The 22,925-nt window shown below is 67.5% G+C and carries 19 protein-coding genes and 2 riboswitches; of the genes, 11 read left to right on the plus strand and 8 right to left on the minus strand.

Annotation, left to right across the window (positions count from 1 at the left end; genetic code table 11):
* Positions 1 to 28: 28 nt before the first annotated feature.
* Together HMPREF2716_RS19370 and HMPREF2716_RS19375 are read left to right on the plus strand one after the other, a co-directional pair.
* Complete coding sequence (locus tag HMPREF2716_RS19370; RefSeq protein ID WP_003091112.1) at positions 29 to 661, plus strand: DUF4823 domain-containing protein; 633 nt, start codon at positions 29 to 31, stop codon at positions 659 to 661.
* A complete protein-coding gene (locus HMPREF2716_RS19375) occupies positions 654 to 1,223 on the plus strand; it encodes a DUF1285 domain-containing protein (protein WP_070621985.1) in 570 nt (189 codons plus the stop codon). The genes HMPREF2716_RS19370 and HMPREF2716_RS19375 overlap by 8 nt, the downstream gene beginning before the upstream one ends.
* Positions 1,224 to 1,271: 48 nt before the next feature.
* Here the strand turns inward: HMPREF2716_RS19375 and HMPREF2716_RS19380 are convergent, their stop codons facing one another.
* Positions 1,272 to 2,927: an electron transfer flavoprotein-ubiquinone oxidoreductase gene (locus HMPREF2716_RS19380; RefSeq protein WP_003102932.1), complete on the minus strand. Its 1,656-nt coding sequence runs from the start codon at positions 2,925 to 2,927 to the stop codon at positions 1,272 to 1,274.
* Positions 2,928 to 3,247: 320 nt separating this feature from the next.
* Here HMPREF2716_RS19380 and HMPREF2716_RS19385 point away from each other — a divergent pair, with 320 nt between their 5' ends.
* From HMPREF2716_RS19385 to fabV, 3 genes are all read left to right on the plus strand, one after another.
* Positions 3,248 to 3,997: an electron transfer flavoprotein subunit beta/FixA family protein gene (locus HMPREF2716_RS19385; RefSeq protein ID WP_003091107.1), complete on the plus strand. Its 750-nt coding sequence runs from the start codon at positions 3,248 to 3,250 to the stop codon at positions 3,995 to 3,997.
* Positions 3,997 to 4,926, plus strand: coding sequence for an electron transfer flavoprotein subunit alpha/FixB family protein (locus tag HMPREF2716_RS19390; protein ID WP_003091099.1), 930 nt, complete (start codon positions 3,997 to 3,999; stop codon positions 4,924 to 4,926). Before HMPREF2716_RS19385 ends, HMPREF2716_RS19390 begins: the two co-directional genes overlap by 1 nt.
* Before the next feature lie 184 nt (positions 4,927 to 5,110).
* Positions 5,111 to 6,307: an enoyl-ACP reductase FabV gene (gene fabV / locus HMPREF2716_RS19395; RefSeq protein ID WP_003102929.1), complete on the plus strand. Its 1,197-nt coding sequence runs from the start codon at positions 5,111 to 5,113 to the stop codon at positions 6,305 to 6,307.
* A gap of 72 nt (positions 6,308 to 6,379) precedes the next feature.
* On the opposite strand, the gene HMPREF2716_RS19400 is transcribed toward fabV, so the two are convergent.
* The 5 genes from HMPREF2716_RS19400 to HMPREF2716_RS19420 form a co-directional block, all read right to left on the minus strand.
* On the minus strand, positions 6,380 to 7,327 hold the full coding sequence (locus HMPREF2716_RS19400) for an alpha/beta fold hydrolase (protein ID WP_003091085.1): 948 nt from the start codon (positions 7,325 to 7,327) through the stop codon (positions 6,380 to 6,382).
* Between the two features lie 128 nt (positions 7,328 to 7,455).
* On the minus strand, positions 7,456 to 8,208 hold the full coding sequence (cobM, locus tag HMPREF2716_RS19405) for a precorrin-4 C(11)-methyltransferase (RefSeq protein WP_003102926.1): 753 nt from the start codon (positions 8,206 to 8,208) through the stop codon (positions 7,456 to 7,458).
* The gene (locus HMPREF2716_RS19410) at positions 8,205 to 8,633 is read right to left on the minus strand and encodes a cobalamin biosynthesis protein (protein ID WP_003102924.1); all 429 of its coding nucleotides are present in this window, start codon (positions 8,631 to 8,633) and stop codon (positions 8,205 to 8,207) included. Before HMPREF2716_RS19410 ends, cobM begins: the two co-directional genes overlap by 4 nt.
* 72 nt (positions 8,634 to 8,705) lie before the next feature.
* Positions 8,706 to 9,407: a CbtA family protein gene (locus HMPREF2716_RS19415; protein ID WP_023517786.1), complete on the minus strand. Its 702-nt coding sequence runs from the start codon at positions 9,405 to 9,407 to the stop codon at positions 8,706 to 8,708.
* 17 nt (positions 9,408 to 9,424) lie between these two features.
* Complete coding sequence (locus tag HMPREF2716_RS19420) at positions 9,425 to 9,607, minus strand: CbtB domain-containing protein (protein ID WP_003091059.1); 183 nt, start codon at positions 9,605 to 9,607, stop codon at positions 9,425 to 9,427.
* 101 nt (positions 9,608 to 9,708) lie between these two features.
* Positions 9,709 to 9,859: riboswitch (cobalamin riboswitch) on the minus strand.
* A gap of 58 nt (positions 9,860 to 9,917) precedes the next feature.
* A riboswitch (cobalamin riboswitch) is annotated at positions 9,918 to 10,109 on the plus strand.
* A 121-nt stretch (positions 10,110 to 10,230) separates the two neighbouring features.
* On the opposite strand from HMPREF2716_RS19420, the gene cobW reads away from it, so the two are divergent.
* Together cobW and cobN are read left to right on the plus strand one after the other, a co-directional pair.
* Positions 10,231 to 11,283, plus strand: coding sequence for a cobalamin biosynthesis protein CobW (gene cobW, locus HMPREF2716_RS19425; protein WP_023119382.1), 1,053 nt, complete (start codon positions 10,231 to 10,233; stop codon positions 11,281 to 11,283).
* A 75-nt stretch (positions 11,284 to 11,358) separates the two neighbouring features.
* Positions 11,359 to 15,105, plus strand: coding sequence for a cobaltochelatase subunit CobN (gene cobN, locus HMPREF2716_RS19430; protein ID WP_070621986.1), 3,747 nt, complete (start codon positions 11,359 to 11,361; stop codon positions 15,103 to 15,105).
* 28 nt (positions 15,106 to 15,133) lie between these two features.
* On the opposite strand, the gene HMPREF2716_RS19435 is transcribed toward cobN, so the two are convergent.
* The gene (locus HMPREF2716_RS19435) at positions 15,134 to 16,228 is read right to left on the minus strand and encodes a 3-deoxy-7-phosphoheptulonate synthase (RefSeq protein ID WP_003143681.1); all 1,095 of its coding nucleotides are present in this window, start codon (positions 16,226 to 16,228) and stop codon (positions 15,134 to 15,136) included.
* Positions 16,229 to 16,798: 570 nt separating this feature from the next.
* Here HMPREF2716_RS19435 and HMPREF2716_RS19440 point away from each other — a divergent pair.
* The 3 genes from HMPREF2716_RS19440 to HMPREF2716_RS19450 all read left to right on the plus strand — a co-directional run bounded on the left by HMPREF2716_RS19440 (position 16,799) and on the right by HMPREF2716_RS19450 (position 19,741).
* A complete protein-coding gene (locus HMPREF2716_RS19440; RefSeq protein ID WP_003143684.1) occupies positions 16,799 to 17,815 on the plus strand; it encodes a magnesium chelatase ATPase subunit I in 1,017 nt (338 codons plus the stop codon).
* Between the two features lie 20 nt (positions 17,816 to 17,835).
* Positions 17,836 to 18,480, plus strand: coding sequence for a vWA domain-containing protein (locus HMPREF2716_RS19445; protein ID WP_003143686.1), 645 nt, complete (start codon positions 17,836 to 17,838; stop codon positions 18,478 to 18,480).
* 121 nt (positions 18,481 to 18,601) lie between these two features.
* Positions 18,602 to 19,741, plus strand: coding sequence for a thiolase family protein (locus tag HMPREF2716_RS19450; RefSeq protein WP_003101465.1), 1,140 nt, complete (start codon positions 18,602 to 18,604; stop codon positions 19,739 to 19,741).
* An 86-nt stretch (positions 19,742 to 19,827) separates the two neighbouring features.
* On the opposite strand, the gene paaP is transcribed toward HMPREF2716_RS19450, so the two are convergent.
* Positions 19,828 to 21,438: an aminopeptidase PaaP gene (gene paaP / locus HMPREF2716_RS19455; RefSeq protein ID WP_003101464.1), complete on the minus strand. Its 1,611-nt coding sequence runs from the start codon at positions 21,436 to 21,438 to the stop codon at positions 19,828 to 19,830.
* Positions 21,439 to 21,866: 428 nt separating this feature from the next.
* Between paaP and HMPREF2716_RS19460 the strand changes: the two genes are divergently transcribed.
* Positions 21,867 to 22,925, plus strand: a 1,059-nt coding sequence (locus HMPREF2716_RS19460) for a nucleobase:cation symporter-2 family protein (RefSeq protein ID WP_070621987.1), incomplete at its 3' end; no start/stop codon positions are given.

A 22,925-nucleotide genomic window follows, 5' to 3' on the forward strand; every position in this document is an offset into this window, starting at 1 on the left:
TTTCCGACGCCGGCAGGGGAGATGACCGATGTTGCACCTGTTCCGTATCGCCCTGGCGATGCTCCTCCTGGGCAGCCTGTCCGCCTGCATGAAGCCCAGCGACCTGGCCGACGGCGCCGACTACTACCTGCGCGACGCCGGGGTGCTCGATCACAGCGCCAGCCAGCGCAGCAACAACCGGCGGATCCAGGCCGACTCCTTCATCTACATCGGCCAGGGCCCGTTCGTGCCGCCGGGCTACCGGTACGCGCGGCCGAACGTGGTGGCCGAGCAGGCCTTCGAAGGTTTCGTCGAGTATTTCCCGCTGGTGCGCCGCGCCAAGGCGCCGCTCGGCCTGGACGACGCGATGCGCGAGGCGCGTGCCGCCGGCGCTCACTACCTGCTGTACTGCCGTTTCGCCCGGGGCGACAACAGGATCGGCAACTGGGAGGAGTGGGAAGACGAAGAGGAACTCGGCCGGGTCGGGCGCGATCGCAGTGTCATCCAGGTCATGCTGATCGAGACCAGCACCCGTTTCCTGGTGGACAGCGCGACCATCCGCAGCCGCGGCGGTTTCCTGACGTTCTACGACGCCACCCCGGAAGACCTGCTGCGTCCCCCGCTGGAGCAATACGCCCAGGAATTGCTGGGCCTGAACAGTCGAGGAACAGGCTATGAGTGATACCGGCAAGGCCAACGACCTGCTGGCGCAGATCCCCAGGGGCGAAAAGAAGGGCCTGCCGCCCGTGCGCCTGTGGAATCCGCCGTTCTGCGGCGACATCGACATGCGCATCGCCCGCGACGGCACCTGGTTCTACCTGGGCACGCCGATCGGACGCAAGCCGATGGTGAAGCTGTTCTCCAGCATCATTCGCCGCGACGGCGACGACTATTTCCTGGTGACTCCGGTGGAAAAGGTCGGTATCCGCGTCGACGATGCGCCCTTCGTCGCGGTGACCCTGCAGGTGCAGGGCGAGGGCGGGGCGCAGGTACTGCGCTTCGCCACCAACGTCGAGGACGAGGTCGAGGCGGACGCCGGGCATCCGCTGCGCGTCGAGATCGACCCCCGCACCCAGGAACCCACGCCCTACCTGCGGGTGCGCGACAACCTCGAGGCGCTGGTGCATCGCAACGTGTTCTACCAGCTGGTCGAGCTGGCGGTGCCGCGCCGGATCGACGGCATCGAATGGCTCGGCGTCTGGAGCCACGGCGAGTTCTTTCCCATCGGCCCGCAGCCGGACTGACAGGCGCAGCATGAAAAAAGGCTCCCGAGGGAGCCTTTTTCGTTTGCCTTACATGTTGGGGTAGTTCGGCCCGCCGGTACCTTCCGGCGCCACCCAGGTGATGTTCTGCGCCGGGTCCTTGATGTCGCAGGTCTTGCAGTGCACGCAGTTCTGCGCGTTGATCTGGAAGCGCTTGCTGCCGTCGTCGTTGGCCACCACTTCGTACACGCCTGCCGGGCAGTAGCGCTGGGCCGGCTCGTCGTAGAGCGGCAGGTTCTTCTCGATCGGAATGCTCGCATCGGCCAGCTTGAGGTGGATCGGCTGGTCTTCCTCGTGGTTGGTATTGGAGAGGAACACCGAGGACAGCTTGTCGAAGCTGAGCTTGCCGTCCGGCTTCGGGTAGTCGATCTTCGGCGCTTCGCTGGCCTTTTTCAGGCAGGCGTAGTCCGGCTTGTCGTCATGCAGGGTGACGGGGATCTTGCCGCCGAAGATGTTCTGGTCGATGAAGTTGAACGCGCCGCCGCCGATAGCGCCGAACTTGTGGATGGCCGCGCCGAAGTTGCGGCTGCGGAACAGTTCGTCGTACAACCAGCTGGCCTTGAACGCATCGACGTAGCTGGACAGCTCGTCGCCGCCTTCGCGGCCGGCGGCCAGGGCCTCGGCGATCGCGTCGGCGGCGAGCATGCCGGACTTCATCGCGGTGTGGCTGCCCTTGATCTTGGCGAAGTTCAGGGTGCCGAGGTCGCAACCGATCAGCGCGCCGCCGGGGAAGACCATCTTCGGCAGCGAATTCAGGCCGCCCTTGCAGATGGCCCGGGCGCCGTAGGCCACGCGCTTGCCGCCTTCCAGGTACTGCTTGACCACCGGGTGGTGCTTGTAGCGCTGGAACTCGTCGAACGGCGACAGGTGCGGGTTGCTGTAGGACAGGTCGATGATCAGGCCGACGAACACCTGATTGTTCTCCAGGTGGTAGAGGAACGAGCCGCCGGTATTTTCGTCGTTCAGCGGCCAGCCGGCGGTATGGACCACCAGGCCGGGCTTGTGCTTGGACGGGTCGATGTCCCAGATTTCCTTGATGCCGATACCGTAGTGCTGGGCATCGGCCTCGCTGTCCAGGTTGTATTTCTTGATCAGTTGCTTGCCGATGTGCCCGCGGCAGCCTTCGGCGAACAGGGTGTACTTGGCCCGCAGCTCCATGCCGGGGGTGTAGTAGCCTTCTTTCGGGTTGCCTTCGCGGTCGACGCCGAGGTCGCCGGTGACGATGCCGCGGACCACGCCGTTCTCGTCGATCAGCGCTTCCTGGGCGGCGAAGCCCGGATAGATCTCCACGCCCAGTCCTTCGGCCTGCTGGGCCAGCCAGCGGCAGAGGTTGCCCAGGGAGATGATATAGTTGCCCTCGTTGTGCATGGTCTTGGGCACGAAGAAGTTGGGCACCTTGGTAGCGCTCTCGGCGCTCTTCAGGACGTAGATGTCGTCGCCGGTCACCGGGGTATTGAGCGGCGCGCCGAGTTCCTTCCAGTCGGGGAACAGCTCGTTCAGCGCGCGCGGCTCGAACACCGCGCCGGAGAGGATGTGGGCGCCCACTTCGGAACCCTTCTCGACCACGCAGACGCTGATCTCTTGACCGGCTTCGGCGGCCTTCTGCTTCAGTCGGCATGCGGCGGACAGACCGGCGGGGCCGGCGCCGACGATGACGACGTCGAATTCCATGTATTCGCGTTCCACTATCGATCTCCTACTCAAGGCTCACGGTATCTGTTTATTGGTGGCTGAGATCTTTCCCTGATCAGAGCGGGCGCATTATATATAGCTGCATGGGCAGGTCCAATACAAACGTTTGTTTGAATTCTTTGGAAGCCTGATAGAATCGGCATTCGAGGGGGGGAAACCACCCTTTTGCCGTATTGACCGAAAAGGGTGATCCGGTCAAGATACGGGCGGTTTTGCGGTCGCTGTCTAGCAGAGTGTCGGTTTCCGGCCGGCGAGCATCACCGGCCAGGCCTGTCTGGCGACATCCTTATTCACCGGAGAATAACGAGGAATCCATGAAGGTTCTTGTAGCAGTCAAACGAGTGGTCGACTACAACGTCAAGGTCCGCGTCAAGGCGGACAACTCCGGCGTCGACCTCGCCAACGTCAAGATGTCCATGAACCCCTTCTGCGAAATCGCCGTGGAAGAAGCCGTGCGCCTGAAAGAGAAGGGCGTGGCTACCGAGATCGTCGCTGTCTCCGTCGGCCCGACCGCCGCCCAGGAGCAACTGCGCACCGCGCTGGCGCTGGGCGCTGACCGTGCGATCCTGGTGGAGAGCAACGACGAGCTGAACTCCCTGGCCGTGGCCAAGCTGCTCAAGGCCGTGGTCGACAAGGAGCAGCCGCAGCTGGTGATCCTCGGCAAGCAGGCCATCGACAGCGACAACAACCAGACCGGCCAGATGCTCGCCGCGCTGACCGGCTACGCCCAGGGCACCTTCGCCTCCAAGGTCGAGGTCGCTGGCGACAAGGTCAACGTGACCCGCGAGATCGATGGCGGTCTGCAGACCGTCGCGCTGAACCTGCCGGCCATCGTCACCACCGACCTGCGCCTGAACGAGCCGCGCTACGCGTCGCTGCCGAACATCATGAAAGCCAAGAAGAAGCCGCTGGACGTGGTGACCCCGGACGCCCTGGGCGTTTCCACCGCTTCCACCGTGAAGACCCTGAAGGTCGAGGCGCCGGCTGCACGCTCCGCTGGCATCAAGGTCAAGTCCGTGGCTGAACTGGTAGAGAAACTGAAGAACGAGGCGAAGGTAATCTAATGGCTATCCTGGTTATCGCTGAGCACAACAACGCGGCCCTGGCGGCTGCCACCCTGAACACCGTTGCCGCTGCCAAGGCCATTGGCGGCGACATCCACGTGCTGGTCGCCGGACAGAACGTTGCCGCCGTGGCCGAAGCCGCCGCCAAGGTCGAGGGCGTCTCCAAGGTGCTGGTCGCCGACAACGCCGCCTACGCCCACCAACTGCCGGAAAACGTCGCACCGCTGATCGCCGAGCTGGGCAAGAACTACAGCCACGTGCTGGCCCCGGCTACCACCAACGGCAAGAACTTCCTGCCGCGCGTCGCCGCGCTGCTGGACGTCGACCAGATCTCCGAGATCGTCGAAGTGGTCAGCCCCGACACCTTCAAGCGTCCGATCTACGCCGGTAACGCCATCGCTACCGTGCAGTCCTCGGCTGCGGTCAAGGTGATCACCGTGCGTACCACCGGCTTCGACGCCGTCGCCGCCGAAGGCGGTTCGGCTGCCGTCGAGCAGGTTTCCGGCCCGGCCGATGCCGGCAAGTCCGCCTTCGTCGGCGAAGAGCTGGCCAAGTCCGACCGTCCGGAACTGACCGCTGCCAAGATCGTGGTCTCCGGCGGCCGCGGCATGCAGAACGGCGACAACTTCAAGATCCTCTACGCCCTGGCCGACAAGCTGGGTGCCGCAGTCGGCGCTTCCCGCGCCGCGGTCGACGCCGGTTTCGTGCCGAACGACATGCAGGTCGGCCAGACCGGCAAGATCGTCGCCCCGCAGCTGTACATCGCGGTGGGTATCTCCGGTGCCATCCAGCACCTGGCGGGCATGAAGGACTCGAAGGTGATCGTCGCGATCAACAAGGACGAAGAGGCGCCGATCTTCCAGGTCGCCGACTACGGCCTGGTCGCCGACCTGTTCGACGCCGTACCGGAGCTGGAAAAGGCCGTCTGAGCCCGATTCCAAGCCGACAAGACCCGCTCCCCGGAGCGGGTTTTTTTATGTCCGGGCTGCGACGCGTGACCCTTTGGTCACGATTCCTGCCTTCGGTCCGCCCAAGCGGAGGTGTCTCATTTACAATGCGCGACGTCTCTAGCTCCTGAATGTGCTTTTCCGGCATCTAGCAACCGAGGTTTTCATGATCATCAAACCGCGCGTGCGTGGCTTCATCTGCGTCACTACCCATCCGGCAGGCTGCGAGGCCAACGTCAAGCAACAGATCGACTACGTCGAGGCCAAGGGCCCCGTCGTCAACGGACCGAAGAAGGTCCTGGTCATCGGTTCCTCCACCGGCTATGGCCTGGCTGCCCGCATCACCGCCGCGTTCGGTTCCGGCGCCGATACCCTCGGGGTGTTCTTCGAGCGTCCGGGCAGCGAGAGCAAGCCGGGCACCGCCGGCTGGTACAACTCGGCGGCCTTCGAGAAGTTCGCCCACGAGAAAGGCCTGTATGCCCGCAGCATCAATGGCGACGCTTTCTCCGACGAGGTGAAGCGGCTGACCATCGAGACCATCAAGCGCGATCTCGGCAAGGTCGACCTGGTGGTCTACAGCCTGGCCGCGCCGCGCCGTACCCATCCGAAGAGCGGCGAAGTGTTCTCCTCGACCCTCAAGCCGATCGGCAAGTCGGTCAGCTTCCGTGGCCTGGACACCGACAAGGAAGTGATCAAGGACGTGGTCCTGGAGGCGGCCAGCGACCAGGAGGTCGCCGATACCGTTGCGGTGATGGGCGGCGAGGACTGGCAGATGTGGATCGACGCGCTGCTGGAGGCCGACGTGCTAGCCGACGGCGCGAAGACCACCGCGTTCACTTACCTGGGCGAGAAGATCACCCACGACATCTACTGGAACGGTTCCATCGGCGCGGCCAAGAAGGATCTCGACCAGAAGGTCCTCGGTATCCGCGACAAGCTCGCCCCGCTGGGCGGCGACGCGCGCGTCTCGGTGCTCAAGGCGGTGGTGACCCAGGCCAGCTCGGCGATCCCGATGATGCCGCTGTACCTGTCGCTGCTGTTCAAGGTGATGAAGGAGCAGGGTACCCACGAAGGTTGCATCGAGCAGGTCGACGGCCTGTACCGGGAGAGCCTGTACGGCGCCGAGCCGCGCCTCGACGAGGAAGGCCGCCTGCGTGCCGACTACAAGGAACTGCAGCCGGAAGTGCAGTCCCGTGTCGAGGAGCTGTGGGACAAGGTAACCAACGAGAACCTTTACGAGTTGACCGACTTCGCCGGCTACAAGAGCGAGTTCCTCAACCTGTTCGGTTTCGAGGTCGCTGGGGTCGACTACGAGCAGGACGTCAACCCGGACGTGCAGATCGCCAACCTGATCCAGGCCTGAGGCCTGGATCCGAGCCGTCCTCGCGACGGCTCCCGCTCCCCCGAACCGGCGCCCAGGCGCCGGTTCGCGTTTTCAGCGACCGGCCACCTGGGCGTTCCGTACGCCGTCGAGGAAGGCCTGGTAGTGCTGCGCGGTTTCCTCCGGGCGTTCGACCATCGGCACGTGTCCGCAGTTTTCCATGATCACCACGCTGGGCCGCTTCAGCAGCGGACGCATCACCTCGATGCTGGAGACGTCCAGCACGCGGTCGCGGTCGCCCCATAGCAGCAGGGTCGGTGCCTCGATCTTCGGCAGTTCCGGCTCCAGCGGGATGTAGCGCTGGCGCAGTTGTTCGAATATCTGCGCGTTGAACGCCGACGCGGCTACCGCGCGCTCGCCGAGGTAGCGCTTGAGCGGCGCCGGCAGCGGCGGTTGCTGGACGAACACGAAGTCGAGCAGCTTCTGGAAGTCTTCCGGCTGGCGCACCACCAGGGGATTCTCGCCGCGCTCCAGGTCCTCGAACAGTTCGCTCTTGCGCGCCGGCATCACCCCGGCGTTGTCGATCAGCGCCAGCGATAGCACCTGTTCCGGATGGCGCGCCGCGTAGAGCGCGGCGATGTGCCCGCCCATGGAGTTGCCGGCCAGGTGCAGGCGGCGCACGCCGATGGCGGCGGCGAAATTGGCGACTCGCTCGGCCTGGGTGCCGACGTCGTAGCTGGCCTGTTGCGGCTTGCTGCTGTCGCCGAAGCCGGGCAGGTCGAGGGCGACCACATGGTAGCGCTCGGTCAGCGGCCGGGCGAAGCGCAGCCAGTTGTCCTTGTCGGCGCCGAAGCCGTGGATCAGCAACAGGGTCGGGTTCTTTTCCGAGCCACCTTCCAGGTAGGCGATCTCCAGGTTGTCGACCTGCACGCTGTGCTCGCTGAGACCGGCGAGACCGCGCTCGACGGTGCGTACGCTGGCGAGGAGGGTAGCCGGGACGAAGTAGAGGACGCCGGCGGCGACCGCCAGCAGCAGAACCAGACCGAGGAGGAATCGTTTCATGGGTGTCCGAAGGCTTCAGGAAAAAAGGGGCCAGCGCTGAACGCTAGCCGTGCCGGCCCGCTGTCGCAAGCCTTGTGACGAGTCTAGGCGTGCTGCCGGTGGTCGGCGCCGAACCTAAGGACGGCGGTTCATTCGCCGGGTCGATAGAGATGTCGATGCTCGGCGCGGTACAGCGAAGAGTCGGCGAAGCCTTCGGCGGCCAGCACCTCGCCGACCAGGATCAGCGCGGTGCGGCGGAAATTCCTGGCGGCGACCTTGGGCAGGATGTCGCCGAGGGTGCCGCGAACCTGTTCCTGGTCGGGCCAACTGGCCCGGTGGATCACCGCGACCGGGCAGTCGGCGCCGTAGTGCGGCAGCAGTTCCTCGACGATCTTCGCCAGGTGGGCGACGCCCAGGTGGATCGCCAGGGTCGCCCGGTGCCGCGCCAGGTCGCCCAGGCTCTCGCCTTCCGGCATCTTCGTGCGTGCGGCGTAGCGGGTCAGGATCAGCGTCTGGGACACTTCGGGCAGGGTCAGCTCGCAGCCGAGCAGGGCGGCGCAGGCGGCGGTGGCGGTGACCCCGGGGACGATCTCATAGGGGATGCCGAGTTCGCGCAGGTGGCGGATCTGCTCGCCGATGGCGCCGTACAGGGAGGGATCGCCGGAATGCACGCGGGCTACGTCGAGGCCGCGGCGATGGGCTTGCGCGAGTAGCTCGACGATCTGTTCGAGGTCCAGCTCGGCGGTGTTCACCACCTGGCCGGCCTGGTGCCCCTCGAGCAGCGCTTGCGGAACCAGCGAGCCGGCGTAGAGGATCACCGGGCACTGGCGGATCAGGCGCTGCCCCTTGACGGTGATCAGGTCGGGGTCGCCGGGACCGGCGCCGATGAAATAGACGGTCATGGGAGTTCTCGTTCGGTGAGAAGACGTGCCAGGGCGATGCTCGCCCGATCGTCGCTGCGTTTCGCCCCGAGCAGATCGGCGCGACCGCCACCCAGGCGTTCGGCCAGGGCCAGGGCGGCGGCCTCGGCGACGCTGGAGCAGCCGGTTTCGCGCAGCGCGACGGCGGAGGGGCTGAGCAGGCGCGGCTCGTAGTCGTGCAGGACGGCGGGTGCGAGGAAATGCACGGGGCGTTCGAGCAGCGCGGCCAGTTGCCGCAGGCCGGGTTCGTCGCGTTTGCCGTCGATGCTGGCGAGGGCGTCCAGCTCGGCCAGGCTGCGCCCGTGTTCGCCCAGCGTTCGCTCCAGCAGCGCGCGCAGATGCTCGGCGCTACAGCCTCGGCGGCAGCCGATGCCGGCGATCAGCAGGCTGGGGATGGGCAGGGGCATGCGCGCACCGGAGGAAATGGAAGGAGAGGCACTATGGACCCGCGACCGGCAAGGGTCGCGGGTGGCAGGCGGTCAGGCGTCGACGCCGCCCCGGTTGCGCCGGAACAGCCAGGCAGCGGCCAGGCCGAGGGCGGCCCAGAACAGCGCATTGCTGACCAGCGAGGCGACCACGAAACGCTGGGCCAGGGCTTCCGGCGCCAGGCTGGCATGGACCTCGGGCTGCGGCGCGCCGAACAGGTGCGGCAGCGCCAGCAGGACGGCGCCGACCAGCTTCAGCGGCCAGTTGCCGCCGAACACCAGCAGGGCCAGGCCCACCGCGGTGGCGGCGGCGGTGGCGATCCACCAGTACTGGCGTTGCACCAGGTCGGCCGCGGCGGTACCCGGCAGCTCCGGCGGCAGGCCCAGCGACGGCGCCAGGCAGAACACCGCGTAGCCGGCCAGGCCCCAGAGCAGGCCCTGCGAGGTCTGGCCCGGCGCGCGCAGGGTGAAGAGGCCGGCGAGCATCAGGGCGAAGCCGACCGCCACCACCAGGTTGCCGCCGGTGGTGGAGAGGGTACGCTGCCAGCCGTCCTCCGGTTCCCAGGCCTCCTCGTCGTGGACATGGGCGGCGACGCCGGGGGCGTGTTCGTGGGGCTGGGCCGCGACCGGCTCGCTCTTTTCGTAGGTCTCCGCCTCGAGGATCAGCGGGGTGACCCAGAGAATCTGCAGCAGGGTCAGCAGCAGGGCGGCGAGCAGGCCGGCGAAGCCGGCGGTCTGGGCGATGCGCTTGATCATTCTGGTTCTCTCGCGACTCAGTGGCAGGGGAAGCCGGAGCTGTGCCGGGTATCGTGGGCGGCGTTGTGTACTGCGTCGATGTGCGAGAAACCGGCGAAATAGACCAGCAGCGCGCCGAGCAGGCCGGCGCCGATGGCCAGGCTCAGTCGCTTCGACAGGGAGGTGGTGGAACTGGCGTGCGCCAGGGTGCTGCTGGACATGGTGCGTTCCCTCTGGATTGGCATGGGCGTGGCAGAGGAGTACGCACGAGGAACAGGCCCGGACGGCCCGCTTCACGCTTGCGCCCGCCCACCGCGGGTGAATCAAACGAAAGGTTCCAGGCCGGTCTCCGGGCTCGCGCGCGATGCGCTTACCGTTGCGGGGGCAGCGCCGGACTGGCTCGGAGAGCGTCACCGGCTTCCCGTTTCACCTCGTGCGCGCCGGCACGAGACACCTGGGACAACCCGCCTAGGACAGCATGAAGGACCGCCGGGCGTCAACCGGCCCGATTGACCCTGGCCCGCGCACTGCGTAGCCTTGCCGGTTCGAGGTTCCTCGCCGGCGACGGCGGGGCTAAGAGGGAACGCGGTCGATGCCGCGGCTGCCCCCGCAACTGTGAACGGCGATCGTTCCCCAATGCCACTGCGTGACGCGGGAAGGCGGGGAACCGGCGGAGACGCCAGACCGTGAGCCAGGAGACCTGCCTCGTCGATCCCGTGGCGCGATGCCCGGGGACAAGACTTCCATACAACCGGGCGGGGTGATCCGGTGGCGAATCCGTTGCGCGGCCCCTGCGTCCGCGCCACTCGTCCGCATGCCCGCCGAGCTGAACAAGGGGCTGCCCATGAAAACCCTGGCGAAACTCCCCGTCACCATCGTCACCGGCTTCCTCGGCGCCGGCAAGACCACCTTGCTCCGGCACATGCTGGACAACGCCGAAGGCCGGCGCATCGCGGTGATCGTCAACGAGTTCGGCGAACTCGGCATCGACGGCGAGATCCTCAAGCAATGTTCCATCGGCTGCAGCGAAGAAGAGGCGCAGGGCCGCGTTTTCGAGCTGGCCAACGGTTGCCTGTGCTGCACCGTGCAGGAAGAGTTCTTCCCGGTGATGCGCGAGCTGGTGGCGCGCCGCGGCGACCTTGACCAGATCCTCATCGAGACCAGCGGCCTGGCCCTGCCCAAGCCGCTGGTGCAGGCTTTCCAGTGGCCGGAAATCCGCAACGCCTGCACGGTCGACGCGGTGATCACCGTGGTCGACAGTCCGGCGGTGGCGGCCGGTACCTTCGCCGCCCATCCCGAGCAGGTGGACCAGCAACGCCGCCAGGACCCCAACCTCGACCATGAATCGCCGCTGCACGAACTGTTCGAGGACCAGTTGGCCAGTGCCGACCTGGTGATCCTGAACAAGGCCGACCAGCTCGACGCCGAGGCCCTGGCGCGGGTCCGCGCGGAGATCGCCGGGGAGCTGCCGGCGGCGGTGAAGATCGTCGAGGCGAGCCGGGGCGAGCTGCCGCTGCCGGTCTTGCTGGGACTCAACGCCGAGGCCGAGCTGCACATCGACGGCCGGCCGACCCACCACGACCACGAAGGCCACGAGGACCACGACCACGACGAGTTCGACTCCTTCCACGTCGATCTCCCCGAGGTGGAGGAAGCTGCGCTGCTCGAGGCCCTCGGCGAGCTGGTGGAGCGTCACGACATACTTCGCATCAAGGGTTTCGCCGCCATTCCGGGCAAGCCCATGCGCCTGTTGGTACAGGGCGTCGGCAAGCGCATCGACAGGCATTTCGACCGCAAGTGGCTGGCCGACGAAGTCCGCAGCACCCGGCTGGTGGTGATCGGCCAGGAGCTGGACCAGGCCGCCATTGCCAACCAGCTGCGCACAGCGCTTGCCTGATCCGTGATCCCCGGCCGGGGCCGGCGATGGCGATTCGCCGGCCCCAGCTTCTTGCGTCCTACCGGTAGAACGTCCATGCACCTGTTGCGCACCCAACCCGGCGGCTTCGTTCCCGACGACGGCATCTCCCACCTGGCCCAGACTCCCGCCGAGCTGGTGATCCTCTGCAGCGGCGATTCGCACCTCGCATTGCTGGCCGAGGCCGCCCGTGCGCTGCCGGACGACTACCCGAGCCTGCGCCTGGCCAACCCCATGCAGTTGCAGAACCACGCCTCGGTGGACCTCTACGTCGAGGAAGTGCTGCGGCACGCGCGGGTGATCCTGCTTTCGCTGCACGGCGGCATCGGCTACTGGCGCTACGGCGTGGAGCAACTGGTGGCGCTGGCCGAGCGCGGCGCGCTGCTGATCCCGGTGCCCGGCGACGACCGCCCCGACCCGGAGCTGAGCGCCCTTGGCAACCTGCCGGCGGAGCAGGCCGAGCGCTTCTGGCAATACTTGCGCCAGGGCGGCCTGGAGAACGCCGGGCAGTTCTACCGCTGCCTGGCCAGCCAGTGCCTCGGCCGCGACTACGCCTGGCGCGAACCGCAGGCGCTGCCGCGGGTGGCACTGTTCCATCCACGGCATGCCGAGGCGACCCTGGAACACTGGCGTGCCGACTGGCAGGCCGGGCGTCCGGTGGTCGCGTTGCTGTTCTATCGCACCCACCTGCAGGCAGCCAACACCGCCTTCATCGCACGCTTCTGCGAACGCCTCGCGGCGCAGGGGCTCAACCCGTTGCCGATCGCGCTGGCCAGCCTCAAGGAAAGCGCCTGCCTGGCGCAGGTGGAAGACTGGCTGGAGCGCAGCGACGCCGCGCTGATCGTCAATACCACCGGTTTCGCCCAGTCCAATCCGGAGGCGCCCGAGTTGCGTCCGTTCCGTCGCGACGTGCCGGTATTGCAGGCGATCTGCTCGCTGGACAACCGCCCGCTCTGGCTGGACAACCCGCAAGGCCTGGGGCCGCGCGACCTGGCCATGCACGTGGCGCTGCCGGAGCTGGACGGGCGCATCGTCACCCGGCCGATCAGTTTCAAGGGCCTGGCCTGGCGCAGCGAACGCAGCGAGAGCGACGTGGTCTGCTATCTCGCCGACGACGAGCGCATGGATTTCGTCGCCGAACTGGCGCGGCGCTGGGCCGAGCTGGCGCGCAAGCCAAACGCGGAAAAACGGGTGGCGCTGGTGCTGGCCAACTACCCGACCCGCGATGGCCGGATCGGCAATGGCGTCGGCCTGGACACCCCGGCGGCGGCGCTGAACATCCTTCGTGCCCTGCGCCAGCAGGGCTATCCGGTCGACGGACTGCCCGCCAGCGGAACCGAGCTGATCCGCCAGTTGCTCGGCGGCGTCAGCAACGACCTGGAGCATCTCGACCTACGGCCCTGCGCCCAGAGCCTGGCGCTGGACGACTACCTGGCCTGCTTCGCACGCCTGCCGGAGCGCAATCGCCAGGCGGTGCTGGCGCGCTGGGGCGAGCCGCAACAGGACCCGATGTTCCGCGACGGACGGATGATGGTCGCCGGCCTGCGTTATGGCCTGACCTTCGTCGGCATCCAGCCGGCGCGCGGCTATCAGCTCGATCCGGCGGCGGTCTACCACGATCCCGACCTGGTGCCGCCGCACGGCTACCTGGCGTTCTACTTCTGGCTGCGCCACGCCTACCGCGCCGATGCCCTGCTGCACGTCGGCAAGCACGGTAACCTGGAATGGCTGCCGGGCAAGGGAGTCGGCCTGTCCGCCGAATGCTGGCCGGACGCGTTGCTCGGTCCGCTGCCGAACATCTATCCGTTCATCGTCAACGATCCGGGGGAGGGCGCCCAGGCCAAGCGCCGCACCCAGGCGGTGATCATCGACCACCTGATGCCGCCGCTGACCCGCGCCGAGAGCTACGGCCCGCTGCGCGACCTGGAGCGCCTGGCCGACGAGTTCTACGATGCCTCGCTGCTCGACCCGCGCCGCGCCGAACAGTTGCGCGGCGAGATTCTCGTCCTCCTGCGCGACAACCGTCTCGACCGCGAGATCGGCTTGCAGCTCAGCGACGATCCGGACAGCTGGCTGCCGCAGCTGGACGCCTATCTCTGCGACCTGAAGGAGTCGCAGATCCGCGACGGCCTGCATGTGTTCGGCGAGTCGCCGAGCGGGCGATTGCGCCTGGATACCCTGCTGGCGCTGCTGCGGGTTCCGCGCGGCGATGGCAAGGGCGCCAACGCCGGGTTGCTGAAGAGCCTGGCGGACGACCTTGGCCTGGGCTTCGATCCGCTGGCCTGCGACATGGGCGAGGCCTGGCAGGGCGCGCGGCCTGCCTGCCTGGAAGAGCGGGGCGGGGAGCCCTGGCGTACTCTCGGGGATACCCGCGAACGCCTGGAATTGCTGGCGTTGCACTGGATAGAACGCTGCCTGGGCGGCGAATCGCCGCCTGCCACCTGGCGTGCCAGCGGCGAGGTGTTGCGCGGCTTGTGCGAACAGGTGGCACCGACCCTGGACGCCTGTGGCGGGGCCGAGATCGACGGGCTGCTGGCAGCCCTCGAAGGGCGCTTCGTACCGGCCGGTCCGAGCGGCGCGCCGAGTCGCGGGCGACTCGACGTGCTGCCCACCGGACGCAACTTCTTCTCGGTGGACGTGCGCAACCTGCCGACCCCGACCGCCTGGCGCATCGGCTTCCAGTCGGCCAACCTGCTGCTCGAGCGTCACCTGCAGGAACATGGCGATCACCTGCGCCAGCTCGGCCTCTCGGTGTGGGGCACGGCGACCATGCGCACCGGCGGCGACGACATCGCCCAGGCCCTGGCCCTGCTCGGCGTGCGACCGGTCTGGCAGGCCGGCAGCCAGCGCGTCGCCGATTTCGAGATACTCCCGGTCTCCCTGCTGGACCGCCCGCGGGTCGACGTGACGCTGCGGGTCTCCGGGTTCTTCCGCGACGCCTTCGCCAACCTGATCCGCCTGTTCGATGCGGCGGTGCAGGCGGTCGCCGAGCTGGACGAGGCGGAGGAGCTGAACCCGCTGGCCGCTCGCGTACGCCTGGAACGCCAGCGCCTCGAGGCGCAGGGCACGGCGCCGGCGGAGGCGCGCCGGCAGGCCGGCTGGCGGATCTTCGGCGCCAAGCCGGGTGCCTACGGCGCCGGCGTGCAGGGCGCAATCGAAGAGCGGCTGTGGGAGACCCGCGCCGACCTTGCCGAGGTCTACCTGAACTGGGGCGGCTACGCCTACGGTGCCGCCGACGACGGCACGCCGGCGCGGGAACGCTTCGCCCAGCGCCTGGAACGCCTGCAGGCGGTGCTGCACAACCAGGACAACCGCGAGCACGACCTGCTCGATTCCAACGACTACTACCAGTTCCAGGGCGGCATGCTGGCGGCGGTGGAAACCCTGCGCGGCGCGCCGGTGGCCAGTTACCACGGCGACCACAGCCAGCCGGACAACCCGCGCATCCGCACGCTCAAGGAAGAGCTCAACCGGGTGGTGCGGGCGCGGGCGGTGAATCCGAAGTGGATCGCCGGGATGAAGCGCCACGGCTACAAGGGCGCCTTCGAACTGGCGGCGACGGTGGACTACCTGTGCGCCTTCGATGCCACCAGCGAGTTGATCGACGACCACCAGTACGCGCTGCTGGCCGACGCCTACCTGCTCGATGCGGAGACCCGCGAGTTCGTCCGCCAGCACAATCCGCAGGCCCTGCGCGACATGGCCGAGCGCCTGGTGGAGGCGCAGCGGCGCGGGCTCTGGCAGGAGCCGGGAGCCTATCGCGAGGCCCTGGAGAACCTGCTGCTGGACGTCGAAGAGGAATAGCGGAGCGGCATGGCCGCTCGCGCCGCTTTCAGCGCCGCTCGGCGAGCCGCCGGGCGGCGTCGCGGAGAATCCGCTCGGTGCCTTCCCAGCCGAGGCAGCCGTCGGTGATCGAGACGCCGTAGCGCAGTTCGCCGCCAAGCGCCTGGCAACCGTCGAACAGGTGGCTTTCCAGCATTACCCCGACCAGGTCGCTGGCGCCGGCCAGGCGCTGGTCCAGCACGCTGGCGAGGACGCCGGGCTGGTTCAGCGGGTTCTTGCCGCTGTTGGCGTGACTGCAATCGACCATCATCCGCGTGGCGATGCCCTGGCTTTCCAGGGCCTGGCGCACGGCCTGCACCTGCTCGGGGCCGTAGTTCGAACCGTGGCGGCCGCCGCGCAGCACCACATGGGTGTCCGGATTGCCGCGGGTCTCGATCAGCGCCGGGTGACCGTGCGGGTCGAGGCCGAAATGGCGGTGGCCGTGGGCCGCCGAACGGATCGCGTCGCAGGCGATGCCGACGCCGCCGTCGGTGCCGTTCTTGAAGCCCACCGGCAGGCCGAGGCCGCTGACCAGCTCGCGGTGGATCTGCGATTCGCTGGTGCGCGCGCCGATCGCCGCCCAGCTCAGCAGGTCGTCGAAGTAGCCGGCGGCCAGCGGTTGCAGGAGTTCGGTGGCCAGCGGCAGGCCGAGGCGCAGCATGTCCAGCATCAGTTGCCGGGACAGCGCCAGGCCGGCGGCCATGTCGTCGCTGCCATCCAGGTGCGGATCGTAGGCGAGGCCCTTCCAGCCCACCGTGGTGCGTGGCTTTTCCACGTAGGCGCGCATCACCAGGAACAACTGGCCGTCGAGTTCGTCGCTCAGCGCGGCGAGGCGTTCGGCGTATTCGAGGGCGGAGCGGGGATCGTGGATCGAACAGGGACCGACTACCACCAACAGGCGCGGGTCGTCGCCGTCGAGGATGGCGCGGATGGCGTCGCGGCTGGCGGCGACCTGGCTGGCCAGCTCCAGCGGCAACGGCTGGCGGGCCTTGAGTTCGAGCGGGCTGGGCAGGCGTTCCAGGGCGGTACGGGCAGTGGCGCTGGGCAGGGCGACGGCCTGGACGTTCGGCGAAAGGGTGGTCAGTGCGGATACGGATGAGTTCATGGTCTGGCTTCCTGGGCTGGCGGCGGGCGTCCCGCGCGCGTCGTGCCCTATCGAGGTGTTCGGCAATGTCGTGGGTTGGCAAGCGGCTGGCGGCCGTCGCTAAATCGCCAGGTGTTGAGCGGGTAGCCAGTGCGGTAGCGGTATGCGGTCATGATCGATGTCCTGTGCGTTGGTCTGTGGTTGTGGCCTTGTGGGCCGGAAAAACGGGCCGGAAAAACAAAACCCCCGGTCGGGGAGCCGACCGGGGGTTTGCGTGTGCAGGGTAGGCGTCCCGTATACCGTGGGCGCCGTTGGGGTATCAGGCGCCGGAGTGGCTAAACCAATACCCGAAGAAATACGCGGCACGGGGTGCCTGCGGCGCACGCGCGCGCAACGACAAACCAGGGCGCGAGGCACTGGAATGCAGGTGCGGATGGCGGGTGTGCGGCATGGGTTTCTCCCGTGAACGAGTCCCGAGCTTACTGCAAGCGAGGCGGCCGGTTCAACGACTGTTTCACGGTTCGATACCGGCGCCGCCGGCCTGATAGACTTGGCGGTCCGTATTTCCGTCCGTCCGCCGCAGGAATCCCCATGAGCGCTACCGTGCATTACCCCCTGTCCGCCGTGGTCGCCGCCGACGAACTGAAGCTGGCGCTGTGCCTGGCCGCGGTCGATCCGGCGATCGGCGGGGTACTGATCGAGGGGCCGCGCGGAATGGCCAAGTCGACCCTGGCGCGGGGCGTCGCCGAACTGCTGCCGGCGGGCGAGTTCGTTACCCTGCCGCTGGGCGCCAGCGAGGAGCGCATCGTCGGCAGCCTCGACCTGGACGCCGCCCTCGGCGAAGGTCGCGCGCGGTTTTCCCCAGGCGTGCTGGCCAAGGCCGACGGCGGCGTGCTCTACGTCGACGAAGTGAACCTGCTGCCGGACCACCTGGTGGACTTGTTGCTCGACGTCGCCGCCAGCGGCGTCAACCTGGTCGAGCGCGATGGCATTTCCCACCGGCATCCGGCGCGTTTCGTGCTGATCGGCACGATGAACCCGGAAGAGGGCGAACTGCGCCCGCAACTGCTCGACCGTTTCGGCCTCAACGTGCGTCTCGACACCCAGCCGCCGCCGGCCGAGCGGGCAGAGATCATCCGTCGCCGGCTGGCCTTCGATGCCGACCCGCAGGCCTTCGTCGAACGCTGGGAAGGCCAGCAGGACACCCTGCGCCGCCGTTGCGCCGAGGCGCGCCGGCGGCTGGCGCGGATTCCCCTGGACGATGCGGCGCTGGACAGCATCGCTCGACGCTGCTTCGAGGCGGCTGTCGATGGCCTGCGCGCCGACCTGGTCTGGCTGCGCGCGGCGCGCGCCCATGCGGCCTGGCGCGGCGGCGAGCGGATCGAGGCGGAGGACATCGATGCGGTGGAACATTTCGCCCTGCTGCATCGCCGTCGCCAGTCGAACCCGCCATCATCGGCGGCCAATCCACCGCCACCGCCCGCGGCGGCCCCTGTCGCGCTCCCGGAGCGCACCGGCGACGGCGAAGGGCAGTGGGGCGAATTGCCGGCTCGGCCGGTGGCCATGGGGACCGCCCGCGAGCTGCCGCGCTGGCCAAAAAAGCCCTGAGCATCCGCCCGCGCTCGGTCATGGGTGCGGATGCCAGGAGCAGACCCGGAGCCCTGCGCGGCGGACTTGGCGGCGCCCTGAGCCAGGGTGCGGAGGGCGCCATCCAATGGTTGCCGACCCTGCTGCGTGGACGTCCCCGACAGCGTCGCGACCTGCTTCGCCAGCCGCGCAGCCGGCGCCCGGGCGAACTCTGGCTGGTGATCGTCGATGCCTCCGCCAGCACCCGCCGGTACGGCGCCCTGGCCCAGGCCAAGGGAGTGTTGGCGACGCTGTTCGAGGAGGCTTATCGGCAGCGCATCCGCCTGGCCGTGCTGCATGCCACCGGGCAGCAGGCGCAATGGCTCTGGCAGGGGCAGAAGGCCTCGCGGGAGTTGCAGGACTGGCTGCACCAGCTGGGCGCCGGCGGCGGTACGCCGCTGCTCGACGCCCTGCACCAGGCCGCTGGCTGGCTGGCGCGCCGACAGCGGCAGAAACCCGCCGAGCATCAGCGTCTGCTGGTGCTTACCGACGGCCGTCTGCGCGACTGGCCGGCGCTGCCGGAGGCTGCCTGCCCGAGCCTGCTGGTCGACCTCGAAAGCGGCCCGTTGCGCCTGGGCAAGGCCGAGCGCCTGGCCCGGGAACTGGGGGCCGAGTATCGGCATATCAGTGAATTGAACGAAGTCTGAGGGCGTTTCGGCGAGTCCTGCGGCTTTTTCGGTCAAATTGTATTTCGACTGTAATTCAATAAATATTATGCGCGTAATATCTTCCTGCGATCCAGCCAATCCATCTCACGGAGATATCCTCATGTCGCCGATTTCAGTCGTTATCGCCGGTTACGCCCGTTCGCCGTTCCACTTCGCCAGGAAAGGCGCGCTGGTCGATATCCGCCCGGATGACCTGGCCGCCGCGGTGCTCAAGGGGCTGGTGGAGAAACTCGATCTCGACCCTGCGCTGCTGGAGGACGTGGTCATGGGCTGCGCCTATCCGGAGGCGGAACAGGGCATGAACATCGCGCGCATCGCCAGTTTCCGTGCCGGCTTCCCGCAGAGCCTCGGCGGTGCGACCCTCAACCGTTTCTGCGGTTCGTCCATGAGCGCCGTCCACTACGCCGCCGGGCAAGTCCTGCTGGGCGCCGGAGAAGCCTTCATCGCCGCCGGGGTAGAGTCGATGACCCGGGTGCCGATGGGCGGCTTCAACCTGTCGCCCAATCCCGCGTTGCTGCAGGACTATCCGGCGGTATACATGAGCATGGGGCAGACCGCCGAGAATGTCGCCGAGCGCTACGCCGTCAGCCGCGTCGAGCAGGAAGAGATGGCCGTACGCTCCCACGCCAAGGCAGTCGCCGCGCGCGAGGCCGGCTTGCTGCGCGAGGAGATCGTCGCCATCGACACCCCCGCCGGCCGGGTCGCCGAGGATGGCTGCATCCGCCCGGGTACCAACCTGGAGAGCCTGGCCCAGTTGAAGCCGGCGTTCGGCGGCAGCGTCACCGCCGCCACCTCGTCGCCGCTCACCGATGGCAGCGCCGCGCTGCTGGTCTGTAGCGAGGACTTCGCGCGCCGCCACGGGCTGGCGATCCTGGCGCGGATCAAGGCGGTGGCGGTGGCCGGTTGTGCGCCGGAGATCATGGGCATGGGGCCGGTGCAGGCGACGCGCAAGGTTCTGCAACGGGCCGGGCTGGGCATCGCCGACATCGACCTGGTGGAGATCAACGAGGCCTTCGCCAGCCAATCCATCGCCTGCATCCGCGAACTGGGGCTGGACATGGACAGGATCAACCTGGATGGCGGCGCCCTGGCCATCGGTCATCCGCTGGGCGCCACCGGCGCGCGGATCACCGGCAAGGCCGCTGCGTTGCTGCGGCGCACCGGCGGGCGCTATGCCATCGCCACCCAGTGCATCGCCGGCGGCCAGGGCGTGGCGACCCTGCTGGAAGCGGTGGAGTGATCGCGCGCCGATGAAAAAAGGCCCGGTGGATGAGCCGGGCCTGGATGGGGAACCTGCGCCGGCGGCCCGGCGCAGGGTAGTCGCGGTTACTTGATGAAGTCGTGACCCCAGCGTTCGATCTGGCTGGCGCTCTTCTGCATCTGCAGCGACCGCGATTGTGCTTTCTGGCCGGCGGCGGCGATCTCGTCGTCGACCACCTTGGTCGACAGCGACAGCCAACTGGTCACGAAGGCCATGGCGTCGCTGTGGATCTCCAGGGCGTCCTGGTTGATGTTGGCGATGCCGTCGCACTTGCTGTGGTAGCACTCGTCGTAGGCCTTGCCGGCGGTGCCGCCGTACTTCTGCGCCTGCTCTTCGGTCTTCAGGCCCTCGGCGCCGGTGAACAGGCCGCCGAAGGCGATGCCGCTGTTGAAGAACTCGGCGTAGTCGGAGCGGAAGTCGATCTCGGTGCCTTCCGATTGCTGGCCGCGCAGGCGGAAGTAGGCTTCGAACAGGCGCTCGATGGCGGCCGAGCCGGGCGGACCCTGGAGGCCGAAGTCGGAACCGTCGCCGTCATAGATGAAGTTGCCGAAGTTCGGCGAGCCGATCATGTCGAAGTTCAGGTAGGCCTTGATCTTCTTCTTCTCTTCCGGGGCGAGGTTCTGCACGTAGTGGGTCGAGCCCACCAGGCCGGCTTCCTCGGCGCCCCACCAGGCGAAGCGCACCTTGTTGACCGGCAGCGCCTTGGCCAGCAGCACGGCCATCTCCAGTTGGGCGGCGCTGCCCGAACCGTTGTCGTTGATACCGGGGCCTTCGAACACCGAGTCGAGGTGCGCGCCGACCATCACCACGTTGTTCGGGTTGCCGCGACGGGTCTCGGCGACCACGTTGTAGGTCTCGGTCTTCTTGCGTACCACGTCGACCACCAGGTGCAACTGCAGGTCCGGGGTCTGCGACCAGGCCACGCCGTTGTCGTAGGTGGCGAAGATCACCGGGATGCCGCCCTCGTAGGACTCGCCCACGGTGACGTTCTCCAGGCCCTTGCGGTCGTCGGTGTTGCCCTGGTTGAAGATGATCACCCCGGCGGCGCCGGCGGCCGCGGCGTTCTCGGCCTTCTGCTCGAAGTTGCAGGTGCCGCGCTGGATCAGCGCGATCGAGCCGGCCGGGAAGTTGGCGAAGTCTTCCGCCTCGCAACCGCTGGTGGAGGTGTTGCCGGCGCCGAGGGACAGGTCCACCGGGACCACCTTGGCGGTGACGTCGCCTGCCTCGGTCTGCGACAGGTAGGTGAAGTCCTTCTCCCATTCGTAGGTGACCGGCTGCGGCACGGTGGCGCTCAGGCTACCCGGGCCTTTCGGGTAGTAGGCGGTGAACGGGAAGGGCTGCACGCTGACCTTGTAGCCGGCTTTCTGCAGGGTCTGCTTCACGTAGTCGACGGAGGCCTGGTAGCCCGGCGTGGCGGCGGCGCGGTTGCCGTCGTTGAGACTGGCGATGTCCTCCAGCTTCTGCAGGCGCTTGACCACGTTGCTGGCTTGCAGGCAGCGCGGCAGGCCAAGCGGGGTGCTGACCAGCAACGGCGATTTGCAGATCGACGGGTTGGGTTTGCCGGGCGTCCAGAACTCGGTGAACTGTTGCGCTTCCGAAGGTGCCGCCAGGGATGCGGCGGAAACCGAGAGGGCGAGGGCGCCGAGTGCGTATCTGAGATTGTTCTTGTTGCTCATGAGACTCCGTTCCTTGTGAGGCGATGATCGATAAGCCGTTGATGGCATGGCGCTATTGCCCGAAATGCCGCCTCGGGCACGGCCTGACTGCCAGACTAGGAGCGCTTTCCGGGCTGTCCTGGCGTAATTCCTGAAATGTGAATTTCATCAACTTTTTGTGGAAGAATTGCTGATAGCTCGCTGGCGGGATGGAGGGCGGCTTTCTATCATTAATGCCCTTCGGCGCGGGCCCATGGCCGTTGGTCGGGGCTGGGAGGATGGTGCAGCAGGAAGGAAACCGTCTGGCGCGCGGATAAGCGCGCGAGCGGAAGTGGCTGGCACCAGCGCTGTCACAGATTTGTCGGAAATTTTGTATACATTTGTCTGGATATTTTCGGATCGAATTGTCTACAGTGTGCGCACAACAATAAAAGCGAGAACAGCGCACCATGAAAACGACGTCCTCCGGAACCCCACCCGTTCCACGGCCTGAAGACGAGAACCTCGGTGTCGGCGCCAACATGGCCTACGGCCTGCAACATGTGCTGACCATGTATGGCGGTATCGTCGCGGTCCCCCTGATCCTCGGCCAGGCCGCCGGCCTCGCGCCCGGCGACATCGGCCTGCTGATTGCCGCTTCGCTGTTCGCCGGCGGCCTGGCGACCCTGTTGCAAACCCTCGGCGTGCCGTTCTTCGGCTGTCAGTTGCCGTTGGTCCAGGGGGTGTCCTTCGCTGGCGTGGCGACCATGGTGGCGATCATTGGCAGCGGTGGCAGCGGCGGCATTCCCGCAGTGCTCGGCGCGGTGATGGCGGCCTCGCTGATCGGGTTGCTGATCACGCCGATCTTCTCGCGCATCACCAAATTCTTCCCGCCGCTGGTGACCGGCATCGTCATCACCACCATCGGCCTGACCCTGATGCCGGTCGCCGCGCGCTGGGCGATGGGCGGCAACAGCCACGCGCCGGACTTCGGCAGCATGGCCAACATCGGCCTGGCGGCGATCACCCTGGTCATCGTGCTGCTGCTGAGCAAGCTCGGCAGCGCCTCGATCTCGCGCCTGTCGATCCTCCTGGCGATGGTCATCGGCACCGTCATCGCGGTGTTCCTCGGCATGGCCGACTTCTCCAAGGTCACCGAAGGCCCGCTGGTGGCGTTTCCCACGCCGTTCCACTTCGGCATGCCGACCTTCCAGGTCGCCGCGATCATCTCGATGTGCATCGTGATCATGGTGACCCTGGTGGAAACCTCGGCGGACATCCTCGCGGTAGGCGAGATCATCGACACCAAGGTCGACTCGCGGCGCCTGGGCAACGGCCTGCGCGCGGACATGTTCTCCAGCATGCTGGCGCCGATCTTCGGCTCCTTCACCCAGAGCGCCTTCGCCCAGAACGTCGGCCTGGTGGCGGTGACCGGGATCAAGAGCCGCTACGTGGTCGCCACCGGTGGGTTGTTCCTGGTGATCCTCGGCCTGCTGCCGGTGATGGGCCGGGTGATCGCCGCGGTGCCC

Origin of the sequence: Pseudomonas sp. HMSC076A11 (assembly GCF_001810205.1) — a bacterium.
Classification (GTDB): Bacteria; Pseudomonadota; Gammaproteobacteria; order Pseudomonadales; family Pseudomonadaceae; genus Pseudomonas; species Pseudomonas aeruginosa.